The 12,676-nt window shown below is 69.1% G+C and carries 10 protein-coding genes; all 10 read left to right on the top strand.

All coding sequences use genetic code 11. The features are described 5' to 3' along the window. The first annotated feature begins 15 nt into the window (after positions 1–15). A complete protein-coding gene (locus tag ACVW00_RS10895) occupies positions 16–753 on the top strand; it encodes an MBL fold metallo-hydrolase (RefSeq protein WP_457110917.1) in 738 nt (245 codons plus the stop codon). A 2-nt stretch (positions 754–755) separates the two neighbouring features. Beyond that, a complete protein-coding gene (gene hisS / locus ACVW00_RS10890) occupies positions 756–2,117 on the top strand; it encodes a histidine--tRNA ligase (RefSeq protein ID WP_457110916.1) in 1,362 nt (453 codons plus the stop codon). Beyond that, positions 2,114–3,901 (top strand): aspartate--tRNA ligase, encoded by a 1,788-nt coding sequence (gene aspS / locus ACVW00_RS10885; protein ID WP_457110915.1) that lies wholly within the window; start codon positions 2,114–2,116, stop codon positions 3,899–3,901. Before hisS ends, aspS begins: the two co-directional genes overlap by 4 nt. A 158-nt stretch (positions 3,902–4,059) precedes the next feature. Further along, the gene (locus ACVW00_RS10880; RefSeq protein ID WP_457110914.1) at positions 4,060–5,070 is read left to right on the top strand and encodes an ABC transporter permease; all 1,011 of its coding nucleotides are present in this window, start codon (positions 4,060–4,062) and stop codon (positions 5,068–5,070) included. Between the two features lie 76 nt (positions 5,071–5,146). After that, entirely contained in the window at positions 5,147–6,889 is a 1,743-nt protein-coding gene (locus tag ACVW00_RS10875) for an ABC transporter substrate-binding protein (RefSeq protein ID WP_457110913.1), read from the top strand. Positions 6,890–7,068: 179 nt separating this feature from the next. Further along, positions 7,069–8,085 (top strand): ABC transporter permease, encoded by a 1,017-nt coding sequence (locus ACVW00_RS10870; protein WP_457110912.1) that lies wholly within the window; start codon positions 7,069–7,071, stop codon positions 8,083–8,085. 12 nt (positions 8,086–8,097) lie between these two features. Then, positions 8,098–9,141, top strand: a complete 1,044-nt coding sequence (locus ACVW00_RS10865) for an ABC transporter ATP-binding protein (protein ID WP_457110911.1) — start codon at positions 8,098–8,100, stop codon at positions 9,139–9,141. Then, positions 9,138–10,367, top strand: coding sequence for an ABC transporter ATP-binding protein (locus tag ACVW00_RS10860; protein WP_457110910.1), 1,230 nt, complete (start codon positions 9,138–9,140; stop codon positions 10,365–10,367). Before ACVW00_RS10865 ends, ACVW00_RS10860 begins: the two co-directional genes overlap by 4 nt. Further along, positions 10,364–11,269, top strand: coding sequence for an alpha/beta fold hydrolase (locus tag ACVW00_RS10855; RefSeq protein WP_457110909.1), 906 nt, complete (start codon positions 10,364–10,366; stop codon positions 11,267–11,269). Before ACVW00_RS10860 ends, ACVW00_RS10855 begins: the two co-directional genes overlap by 4 nt. 51 nt (positions 11,270–11,320) lie before the next feature. Beyond that, the gene (locus tag ACVW00_RS10850) at positions 11,321–12,667 is read left to right on the top strand and encodes a replication-associated recombination protein A (RefSeq protein ID WP_457110908.1); all 1,347 of its coding nucleotides are present in this window, start codon (positions 11,321–11,323) and stop codon (positions 12,665–12,667) included. Positions 12,668–12,676 lie beyond the last annotated feature (9 nt).

The following is a 12,676-nucleotide window of genomic DNA, read 5'->3' as shown; positions in this document are numbered from 1 at the left end:
GCAGGAGACAGATCCGTGCTCATCGCAGGCTTCCCGGCCGGACCCTGGGGCACGAACTGCTACGTCGTGGCCACCGGTCCCGGCGCGGAGTGCGTCGTGATCGATCCGGGCAAGGACGCGGCCGAGGGCGTCGACGAGGTGGTCCGCCAGCACCGCCTCAAGCCGGTCTCCGTGCTGGTCACCCACGGGCACGTCGACCACATGTGGTGCGTCGCCCCCGTGGCGGGCACGTACGACGCGACGGCGTACGTGCATCCGGCCGACCGGCACCTGCTCTCCGACCCGATGGCGGGCATGTCCCGCGAGACGGCCGCGATGATGATCGGCGGCCAGTACTCCTTCGCCGAGCCCGACCGGGTCGAGGAGCTCGCCGACCTGCAGACGATCGAACTGGCCGGGATCGGGTTCACCGTCGACCACACGCCCGGCCACACCCCGGGGTCGATCACCTTCCGCACGCCGTACCCTTCGACAGGCTCCGGGATCGAGGTTCCGGGAGTCTCGGAGGTCATGTTCGCGGGCGACCTCCTCTTCGCCGGATCGATCGGTCGCACCGACCTGCCGGGCGGTGACCACCAGGCGATGATGCGCAGCCTGCGCGACAAGGTGCTCACCCTGCGCGACGACGTGGTGGTGCTGCCCGGACACGGCGAGCAGACCTCGATCGAGCGCGAGCGCGCGACCAACCCGTTCCTGCTCGAGCTGCTCGACGACCAGGGCCCGACCGTCTCGCGCGTCACCCGGGGACTCTGAGGATGAGCAGGCCCACCCCGCTGAGCGGGTTCCCCGAGCTGCTGCCTGCTGCCCGCGTGGTCGAGCGGCAGGTGATCGCGTCGCTGTCGCGGACCTTCGAGCTGCACGGCTTCGCCAACATCGAGACCCGTGCGGTCGAGCCCCTCGACCGGCTCGCCAAGGGCGGCGAGGTCGACAAGGAGATCTACGTGCTGCGCCGGCTCCAGGCGGGGGAGGGCGAGGGCGACGCCGGCCTCGGGCTCCACTTCGACCTGACCGTGCCCTTCGCGCGCTACGTCCTCGAGCACGCCGGGCACCTCGAGTTCCCCTTCCGCCGCTACCAGATCCAGCCCGCCTGGCGCGGCGAACGCCCCCAGGAGGGGCGCTACCGCCAGTTCACCCAGGCTGACGTGGACATCGTGGGCAAGGACTCGCTGCCGTTCCACCACGACGTCGAGGTGATGCGGGTGATGGTCGATGCGCTCGACGCCCTGCCGGTCCCCCCGGTGAGCTTCCAGTTCAACAACCGCAAGCTGATCCAGGGCTTCTACCGGGGCCTCGGACTTCCCGACGTCACCGCCGCGATCCGCGCGATCGACAAGCTCGACAAGCTCCCGGCCGAGTCGGTGGCCGCGCTGCTGGTGAGCGAGGCAGGCGCGACGCCCGACCAGGCGGAGCGTTGCCTCGAGCTCGCGACGATCCGGGTGCCGGACACCAGCTTCGTCGGCGCGGTGCGCGCCCTCGGGGTCCAGGACGACCTGCTCGACGAGGGCTTGGCGGAGCTCGCCGCCGTGGTCGAGGGCTGCTCGGCCGTCGAGCGGGACAAGGTGACCGTCGAGGCCAACCTGCGCATCGCGCGCGGCCTCGACTACTACACCGGCACCGTCGTGGAGATCTTCATGTCCGGCTACGAGCGGCTCAAGTCGGTGGGCGGCGGCGGCAGGTACGACGCGCTGGCCTCCGACGGCCGCTCGACCTACCCGGGCGTCGGCGTGTCCTTCGGGGTCTCCAGGACGCTGATCCCGCTGATGGCCGACGGCGTGCTCGCGGGCAGCCGGCCGGTGCCCAGCGCCGTCCTGGTCGCCGTCGCCGACGAGGAGTCCCGTGCGGCCAGCGAGGTGGTCGCGACCGCCCTGCGTGCGCGCGGCGTGCCGTGCGAGGTCGCGGCCGGCGCCCAGAAGTTCGGCAAGCAGATCCGCTACGCCGAGCGCCGCGGCATCCCGTGGGTGTGGTTCCTGGGTGACCCGCACGAGGTCAAGGACATCCGCTCCGGAAACCAGGTGGAGGCCGACCTGCAGACGTGGCAGCCTCCCGAAGCAGACCTGCACCCCCGGGTGTCGACAGTCTCGAACAGCACGACCACCGAAGAGGAGCAACTCCCGTGATCCGCACCCACGACGCCGGCGCACTGCGCGCCGAGCACGTCGGCCAGAACGTCTCGCTCGCCGGATGGGTGGCCCGGCGACGCGATCACGGGGGAGTGGCCTTCATCGACCTGCGTGAGGCCAGCGGCGTGGTGCAGGTGGTCATCCGCGACGAGGCGGTCGCCCACAACCTGCGAGCGGAGTACTGCCTGCGGATCGTCGGCGACGTGGCGCTCCGTCCCGAGGGCAACGCCAACCCGAACCTCCCCTCCGGTGAGATCGAGGTGATCGCCGCGGACGTCGAGGTGCTCAGCGAGTCGGCGCCGCTGCCGTTCCCGATCGACGACGCGGCCTCCTCGAAGGGCGGCGACGTCAACGAGGAGGTCCGGCTCAAGCACCGCTACCTCGACCTGCGCCGATCCGGGCCCAACGCCGCGCTGCGGCTGCGCAGCAAGGTGAACAAGGCGGCCCGCGACGTGCTCACAGACCACGACTTCGTCGAGGTCGAGACCCCGACGCTGACGCGCTCGACGCCCGAGGGTGCGCGCGACTTCCTGGTCCCTGCCCGGCTCCGGCCGGGCAGCTGGTACGCCCTCCCGCAGAGCCCGCAGCTGTTCAAGCAGCTGCTGATGGTCGCCGGCATGGAGCGCTACTTCCAGATCGCCCGCTGCTACCGCGACGAGGACTTCCGCGCCGACCGGCAGCCCGAGTTCACCCAGCTCGACGTCGAGATGAGCTTCGTCGAGCAGGACGACGTGATCGCGCTGACCGAGGAGATCCTGGTCGCACTGTGGAAGCTGGTCGGGTACGACGTACCGACCCCGCTGCCGCGGATGACCTATGCCGAGTCGATGGCACGCTACGGCTCCGACAAGCCCGACCTGCGGATGGGCCAGGAGCTCGTCGAGTGCACCGACTACTTCAAGGACACCCCGTTCCGCGTCTTCCAGGCGCCCTACGTGGGCGCCGTCGTGATGCCGGGCGGCGGCAGCCAGCCGCGCAAGCAGCTCGACGCCTGGCAGGAGTGGGCCAAGCAGCGAGGTGCCCGCGGGCTCGCCTACGTGCTGGTCGGCGACGACGGCGAGCTCAGTGGCCCGGTCGCGAAGAACATCACCGACGAGGAGAAGGCGGGTCTGGCCGCGCACGTGGGCGCCGCCCCCGGCGACTGCATCTTCTTCGGTGCCGGCGACCCGCGCTCCAGCCGCGCGCTGCTGGGTGCGGCGCGCGTGGAGATCGGGCACCGCTGCGGGCTGATCGACGAGGACGCCTGGAGCTTCCTCTGGGTCGTCGACGCGCCGCTCTTCGAGCCGTCCGCCGAGGCGAAGGCGTCGGGCGACGTCGCGCTCGGCTACAGCGCCTGGACCGCGGTCCACCACGCGTTCACCAGCCCCAAGGACCTCGACGGGTTCGACCAGGACCCCGGCAACGCGCTCGCGTGGGCCTACGACATCGTCTGCAACGGCAACGAGATCGGCGGGGGCTCGATCCGGATCCACCGCGAGGACATCCAGAAGCGGGTCTTCGCCGTCATGGGCATCGGTGAGGCCGAGGCCGAGGAGAAGTTCGGCTTCCTCCTCGAGGCGTTCAAGTACGGCGCACCGCCGCACGGCGGGATCGCGCTGGGCTGGGACCGCATCTGCGCACTGCTCGCGCAGGCGGACTCGATCCGCGACGTGATCGCCTTCCCGAAGAGCGGCGGAGGGTTCGATCCGCTCACCTCGGCGCCCGCGCCCATCACCCCGGAGCAGCGCAAGGAAGCCGGAGTCGATGCCCGTCCGGCGGAGGATGTTGCGCCGAAGGGCTGACCGACCGGCATTCCGCCACCTCGGGTCGTGACTGGATCGTTACGCCACAGTGATCATCGATGCAGTCCAGATCACATAGAGTCGCCGACGGCGAAGGCTCTCGACGATCTCGGGGGACCCCGCCGGGCCCCACCCGGATCCGTCGACGAGAGGTGACTATGTCCCTGCCTGAGTCACAGCTGGAGCGGCTCGAGACCACGGTTCCGATCGACGTGGCAGACCCTGAGGCCGTCCTCGGGAAGTCTCCGACCCAGCTGGCGATCGGGCGGTTCCGCCGCGACAAGCTCTCGATGGTCGCCTTCGTCATCGTGGCGACGTACCTCATCGGTGCGCTCCTCGCACCGCTCCTCGTCAAGGTGGGCTACCTCAAGCCGACCAAGGGCCACCAGGAGCTCCTCGACCCCAATCTGGGCAGCGTCCCGAAGGGCAGCTTCGGGGGCATCAGCTGGTCCCACCCGCTGGGTGTCGTGCCCGGCTCGGGCTGGGACGTGCTCTCCCGCCTGTGGTACGGCATCACGTTCTCCCTGACCATCGCGCTCACCGCGAGCCTGCTCGCGATCGTGCTGGGGACCATCCTGGGGATCATCTCCGGGTTCACCGGTGGCTTCGTCGACTCGGCGGTCGGACGCCTGGTCGACCTCACGCTCTCGTTCCCCCAGACGCTGATGCTGCTGGCCCTGTCGGCCACCGGCGTCGCGCTCTCGGCCAAGGCGCTCCCCGGGACCGCCTCCGACCCTCTGCCGAACGGCTTCTACGAGGTGCTCGTCCTCGGGCTCTTCGGCTGGCCACCGATCTGCCGCCTGATCCGCGGCCAGGTGCTGTCCATCCGCGAGCGTGAGTTCGTCGATGCCGCCAGGCTGCTGGGCGCCTCCCGGATGCGGCTGTACTTCCGCGAGATCCTGCCGAACCTGTGGGCGCCGGTGCTGGTGTCGTTCACCCTCACCATGCCGGCCTACATCTCCGCGGAGGCCGCGCTGGCCTTCCTGGGCGTGAGCATCCCGCCCCCGTTGCCGACCCTGGGCAACGTCCTGGTCGACTCGATCAACTACTCGGTGGCCGACTTCACGTACTTCTTCTTCCCGGCTCTGCTGATCGCGATCATCGTGGTCAGCTTCAACCTGCTCGGTGACGGCCTGCGTGACGCTCTCGACCCGAAGGCCGACCGATGACCCACGAAGACTTCGGCAACACATCGTTGCCGGATGTGCCGCCACACTCGGCGCGACACACAATGGAGGAGAGGTAATGGCTAGCTATCGAAAGAAGGCGCTCGCGGTCCTGGCCGCGGCGTCGATGTCGATCGCGCTCGCCGCTTGCGGTGGGGGAAGCGACAACAACAAGTCGAGCTCGGGTAGCACGTCAGGGGCGTCGAAGGGCGGGACCCTGACCTACTACATCCGCTCGGCGCTCGAGCACACAGACCCCCAGCGCACCTACATCGGCCGCGACATCACCAACTGGAGCCGCACGGTCTACCGCAGCTTGGTGGCGTTCCCGATCTCCAAGGACGTGCAGGAGTCGACCACCCCGGTCCCTGACCTCGCCACCGACACGGGCACCTCGTCCGAGGGCGGCAAGATCTGGAAGTTCACCGTCAAGGACGGCGCGAAGTGGGAGGACGGCAAGCCCGTCACCTGCGAGGACTTCAAGTACGGCGCCTCGCGCGTGTTCGCGACCGACGTGATCACCGGTGGTCCGAACTACCTGCTGACCTACCTGGACATCCCGACCGACCCGAAGACCGACCTGCCGAGCTACACCGGGCCCTACAACAGCACGCCCGACGGCAAGGCAGCCTTCGACAAGGCCATCACCTGCGACGGCAGCACGATCACCTACAACTTCAAGAAGCCGTGGGCGGACTTCCCGCTGGCGATCGCCTCGCTGCACATGATGGACCCGTACCGCCAGGACAAGGACCAGGGCGAGAAGTCGAACTACGTGATCTTCTCCAACGGCCCCTACAAGCTCGAGGGCGGCACGTGGGACAAGAACAAGGGCGGCACGCTGATCCGCAACGACAACTACGACCCGTCGACCGACTCGACCAAGGTCCGTCAGGCCCTGCCGGAGAAGATCACCTTCGACATCGGCAAGACCGCGGAGCAGATCACCGACCAGCTGATCGCTGACAGCGGCGCGGACAAGGCCGCCGTCACCGAGGCGCGGATCCCGTCGTCGTACTACAGCCAGATCACCGGCAACATCGCCGACCGGTCGGTCACGGTGACCTCGCCGTACACCGACTACCTGGTGCCGAACTTCAACCGCCTGACGAACCTCCAGGTCCGTCAGGCTCTGGCAGCCTCGACCGACGACACCGCATGGGTCGCGGCCGGTGGTGGCGACAAGGCCTACACCGAGGCCACCGACATCGTGAACCCGGCGGTGAAGGGCTACCTCAAGGACCTGTTCCCGGGCGGCTCCGGTGACCCGGACAAGTCCAAGCAGCTGCTGCAGCAGGCCGGCGTGCAGACGCCGTACCCGCTGACCTTCACCTACCCGAGCACCCCGACTGCTGACAAGCAGGCCTCGGCGCTCAAGGAGGGCTGGGAGAAGGGTGGCTTCAAGGTCACCCTGAAGGGTGTCGCCAACCAGGACGTCTACTACACCAACATCCAGAACCCGGGCCAGGACGCAGACCTCGTCTGGGCCGGCTGGGGTGCTGACTGGCCGTCCGCGATCACGGTGACCGCACCGCTGTTCGACAGCCGTCCGAACCTGACCAAGAACTCCAACGGTCAGGACTACGGTCACTACAAGAGCGACGAGTTCAACGCGCTCGTCGACCAGGCACAGGCGGCAACGGACCTGGATGAGCAGACCCGGGTCCTGCAGGATGCGGACAAGGTGCTCGCGAAGGATGTCGCGTACATCCCGATCGACACCGCGATCTTCTACTTCCTGCGCGGATCGGCTGTGAAGAACTACATGAACACCGCTGCATCGAACGGGTACCCGGACCTCGGTCCGATCGCGGTGCAGTAACACGCACCGGCAGCACAACTGATTGACTGCTGGGTGGGCGGCGTCACCGTCGCCCACCCAGCAGTGCCCGGAGAGGGGGCCGCCAACCCGGCCCTCTTCTCGATGCAACGACGGCGGCGGCCGATCCCGTCACGTCCTGTCCGTGAGCGGCCCCACGGCCTCCAAGGTGGTAGTACGAGATGTTCGCCTACATCGTCCGGCGCCTCTTCGCCGGCGTGATCATGCTCATCGCGATGAGCATCGTCACCTTCGCTCTCTTCTTCGCGACGCCGATCGACCCGGCGAAGTTCGCCTGCGGCAAGATCTGCTCTCCCGAGCAGATCTCCCAGGTGCGCAAGGGTCTCGGCTACGACAAGCCCTGGCCCGAGCAGTGGAAGAACTTCGCTGTCGGCGTGTTCAAGGGCCGCGACTTCCCCGACGACCCGGCGCTGCGCAAGTCCGCGCCGTTCCTCATCTCGCACTGCACCAAGCCGTGCCTGGGCTACTCCAAGGTGAACACCCAGAACGTCACGCACCTGCTCAAGACCCGGATACCGGTGTCGTTCTCCCTGGCCATCATGGCCTTCATCATGTGGATCGTCGGCGGAGTCGGTCTGGGGGTGATCGCCGCTCTGACCAAGGGGTCGATCATCGACCGGGGCCTGGTCGGCATCAGCCTGATCTTCTATGCGTTCCCGACGTTCTTCGTCGGCCTGTTCCTGCTGAAGTTTTTGGCGATCAAGTGGGGCTTCTTCCCGGTGCCGAACTACATCAGCATCGCCGACGGCGGCGTGTGGAACTGGATGACGAACCTCGTCCTGCCCGGCCTCACGCTCGCGCTGTTCTTCATGGCCGGCTACGTCCGGATGTCGCGCGCGTTCGTGCTGGAGTCCATGGGCGAGGACTACCTGCGCACGGCGAAGGCGAAGGGGCTGGCTCCGCGCCGGATCCTCTTCAAGCACACGATGCGCGCGGCGCTCACGCCCCTGGTCACGATGGCCGGGCTCGACCTCGCCGGGTTGCTCGGTGGCGCGATCATCACCGAGCGGGTCTTCAACTACAACGGGCTCGGCAAGCTCGCCGTCGACTCGATCTCCACCTACGACCTGCCGACGATCGTCGGACTGGTACTCCTGCTGGGATCGTTCGTGATCCTGGCCAACATCATCGTGGACATCCTGTACGCCTTCATCGACCCGCGCGTCCGGGTCGGGTAGGAAGATAACGACATGAGCTTTCTGTCCGTGCGCGACCTTGTCGTGCACTTCAAGACCGTGGACGGCGTGGTCAAGGCCACCGAGGGTCTGTCCTACGAGGTCGAGCGAGGCAAGACGCTCGGCATCGTCGGCGAGTCCGGCTCCGGCAAGTCGGTGTCGAGCTCGGCGATCCTGGGGCTGCACCGCGGCACCAACGCCCAGGTCAGCGGGGAGATCCTGCTCGACGGGGTCGACCTGCTGAAGATCAACGACGAGTCGATCCGGCGCAAGCGCGGGCGCGAGGTCGCGATGATCTTCCAGGACCCGCTCTCGGCGATGCACCCCTACTACACGGTCGGCAACCAGATCGCCGAGGCCTACCGGGTGCACAACGACGTCAGCAAGAAGCAGGCGCGGACGCGGGCCATCGAGATGCTCGAGCGCGTCGGCATCCCGCAGCCGGACCGCCGCGTCGACGACTACCCGCACCAGTTCTCGGGCGGCATGCGGCAGCGGGCGATGATCGCGATGGCGCTGATCAACGACCCAGGGCTGCTGATCGCCGACGAGCCCACGACGGCCCTCGACGTGACCGTGCAGGCGCAGATCCTCGACCTGCTCCAGGACCTGCAGCGCGAGTTCAACTCCGCGATCATCATCATCACCCACGACCTCGGGGTGGTCGCCGAGATGGCTGACGACGTCCTGGTGATGTACGCCGGCCGTGCGGTCGAGTACGGCCCGACCAAGGAGATCCTGGTGCACCCGGAGATGCCCTACACCTGGGGACTTCTCTCCAGCGTGCCGGACGTCGTCGGTGACACGGACGCGAAGCTGATCCCGATCCGGGGCAACCCGCCGAGCCTGCTCACACCGCCCTCGGGCTGTCCGTTCCACCCGCGGTGCGACCACCGCGACAAGGTGCCCGGCGACCTGTGCCGCACCACCCTGCCCGACCTGACCCCGGCGAAGGCGGGTGGCAACCACACGAAGCGCTGCCACATCGCCAACCCGGACGAGGTGTACGCGACCGAGGTCCTTCCGGAGATCTCCCCGATCGTCGAGGAGCAGCCATGAGTGAGAGGGAGACCGGAGTGCCCGTGCCCGTGGCGGAGCACCAGCACGAGACGAGCCGGGCCCACGCCGCCTCGCGCCTCGACCCGAACGCCAAGCAGGTGCTCTCGGTCGAGAACATGCGGATGTACTTCCCGGTCAAGGCCAACGGCCTGATCCGGCGGACCGTCGGCCATGTGCAGGCGGTCGACGGCGTCTCGTTCCAGGTGCCGCAGGGTGGCTCCCTGGGCCTCGTCGGCGAGTCGGGCTGCGGGAAGTCGACGACCGGGCGTCTCATCGCCCGGCTGCTCGAGCCGACCGGCGGGCGGATCATGTTCGACGGCAACGACATCGCCCACCTGAGCCAGCGGCAGCTGCTGCCGCTGCGCCGGGAGATCCAGATGATCTTCCAGGACCCGGCCACCTCTCTGAACCCCAGGCACACCGTCGGCGCGATCGTGGGCGCAGCCCTGGAGATCCACAAGGTGCTGCCGAAGGACAAGATCCTCCCGCGGGTCCAGGAGCTGCTGGAGATCGTCGGGCTCAACCCCGAGCACTACAACCGCTACCCGCACGAGTTCTCCGGCGGCCAGCGCCAGCGCATCGGCATCGCCCGCGCCCTCACGCTGCAGCCCAAGCTGCTGGTGGCCGACGAGCCGGTCTCTGCGCTGGACGTGTCGATCCAGGCGCAGGTGATCAACCTGCTCCAGGACGTGCAGCGCGAGTTCGGGATCGGCTTCCTCTTCATCGCCCACGACCTGGCCGTCGTCCGCCACTTCTGCCCCGAGGTGGCGGTGATGTACCTCGGCAAGATCGTCGAGATCGCCGACCGCGAGACGCTCTACAACCGTCCGCACCACCCCTACACCCAGGCGCTGCTCTCGGCGGTGCCCGACGTGAAGCAGGCGGCGATCGGTGGACGCCGGGAGCGGATCCGGCTCGAGGGTGACGTACCCAGCCCGATCCTGCCTCCTTCGGGCTGCCGGTTCCGGACCAGGTGCGCCCTTGCGCGCGAGATCTGCGCGAAGGTCGAGCCACCGCTGCTGCAGATCGGTCCGCGGCACAAGGTCGCCTGCCACTTCGCCGGCGAGCTCGGTCAGGCGCCGCCGAAGCCGGTCACCATGGACATCTGCGGGGTCGACGAGCACGGCTCGCCGGTCGAGGGCGCGACACCGGAGGTCCAGCTGAACCAGCCGGACTTCCAGGACCGCTGGTTCGACCTGAAGTCCCAGCGGATGACCGGTGCGTGACGGCCGCTGACGGCCGGAGCCAGATGACCCAGGTCGAGGAACGCACGGTCACGCTGCGGGACGGCCGCGAGCTCGCGGTCGCAGTGTCGGGTCCACCGGACGGCGTACCGCTGCTGTACCACCACGGGACGCCGGGCTGCCTGTCGCAGGCTGCCGCGAGCCGGGCGGAGTGCGCCTCCCGCGGCCTGCGCTTCCTCACCTACAGCAGGGCGGGGGTGCAGGGCTCGACACGCAACCAGGGCCGCAGCGTCGGCGACGTGGCGGCCGACATGGAGGACGTGCTCGACGCCCTCGGTGTCGACCGCTGCCTGGTCGCGGGCAAGTCCGGCGGCGGCCCGCACGCGCTGGCGACGGCGGCGCTGCTGCCGGATCGCGTCGCGGCGGTGATCAGCATCGCCGGGTGCCGCCCGTACGGAGATGGATTCCTCGACGGCATGGGTGCGGACAACATCGAGGAGTTCGAGCTCGCGCTCCAGGGTGAGGAGGCGCTGCGCCCGTTCGTGCTCAAGCACCGCGAGGCCCTGAAGGACGCCGACGCGGAGACGCTGGTGCGTGACCTCGCGACGTTGCTGCCCGAGGTCGATCGGCTGGTGCTGACCAGCGACGCCGGTGCCGCCGCCGTGGCCAACATGGTCGGTGGCGTCCAGGTGCCGGACGGCTGGATCGACGACGACCTCGCCTTCGCCCGGGACTGGGGCTTCGACCTCGCCGCCATCACCGTGCCGACGTACGTGTGGCAGGGGAGTGACGACCTGATGGTCCCGTTCCACCACGGGGAGTGGCTTGCCGAGCACCTGCCGGGGGCCGTCGCGCACCTCGAGCAGGGCGAGGGCCACTTCTCCGTCGCCGTGGGCGCCCTCGGGCGGATGCTCGACGAGGTCCTGGTGCACGTCGAGACCTGACCGCTCCACGGCCGGTCGATACCGGTCGGAGGGCGTCCGTAGGCTGACCAGGTGGACGACGCGCTCTTCGAGGCCGCTCCGGCGGCGCCCGCGCCCGGTGGCGGTGCCCTGGCCGGCAACGCCCACGCCTCGGCGCCGTTGGCCGTGCGGATGCGTCCGCGCACCCTCGACGAGCTCGTCGGCCAGCAGCACCTGCTCGCCGAGGGCTCGCCGCTGCGACGGCTGATCGAGGGCGACCAGCCGATGTCCTTGCTGCTGTGGGGGCCTCCGGGCACGGGCAAGACGACGATCGCCGCCATCCTCTCGGCGCAGACCGACCGGGTCTTCGTCGAGGTCTCCGCGGTCTCTGCCGGTGTGAAGGAGGTGCGCGCCGCGATCGACGGTGCCCGCGCCCGGCTGGTGGCGACGGGGCAGGAGACGGTGCTCTTCGTCGACGAGGTGCACCGCTTCTCCAAGGCGCAGCAGGACGCGCTGCTGCCCGGCGTCGAGAACCGCTGGGTCACCCTGGTCGCGGCCACCACGGAGAACCCCTTCTTCTCGGTGATCTCGCCGCTGCTCTCGAGGTCCCTGCTCCTCACCCTGGAGCCGCTCACCGACGACGACGTCCGCGAGGTCGTACGCCGGGCGCTGGCCGACGAGCGCGGCCTCGGGGCCCGCCTGGCCATGGACGACGACGCGCTCGACCACCTGGTCCGCCTCGCCGGCGGCGACGCGCGCCGGTCGCTGACCTACCTGGAGGCCGCGGCGGGAGCCGCCTCTGGCGGCGTGATCGACCTGCCGACGGTCGAGAAGGCGGTCGACCGGGCGGCGGTGCGCTACGACCGTCAGGGCGACCAGCACTACGACGTGATCAGCGCCTTCATCAAGTCCGTGCGCGGCTCCGACGTGGACGCGTCGCTGCACTACCTCGCCCGGATGATCGAGGCCGGCGAGGACCCGCGGTTCATCGCGCGGCGGCTGGTGATCCTCGCCAGCGAGGACGTCGGGCTCGCCCATCCCTCCGGCCTGACCACCGCCGTCGCAGCCGCGCAGGCAGTGCAGCTGATCGGCATGCCCGAGGCCCGGCTCAACCTCGCGCAGGCGACGATCGAGCTGGCGTTGGCGCCCAAGTCCAACGCGGTGATCAAGGCGATCGACGCGGCGACTGCCGACGTCCGCGCCGGGAAGATCGGGCACGTGCCGCCGCACCTGCGCGACGCGCACTACGCCGGCTCGAAGAAGCTGGAGCACGGTGTCGGCTACGCCTACTCGCACGACGCGCCGTTCGGGATCGCCGAGCAGCAGTACGCCCCGGATGTGGTCCTCGACGCCGAGTACTACCGGCCGACGAACCTCGGCGCCGAGGCCGCGATGAAGGAGCGCTGGGAGCGGATCCGCCAGATGATCCGCGGCAGGTAGGGTCAGCAG

The sequence above is a fragment of the Marmoricola sp. URHA0025 HA25 genome (genome assembly GCF_054059435.1).
This window is presented reverse-complemented; position numbering and strand designations above follow the sequence as displayed.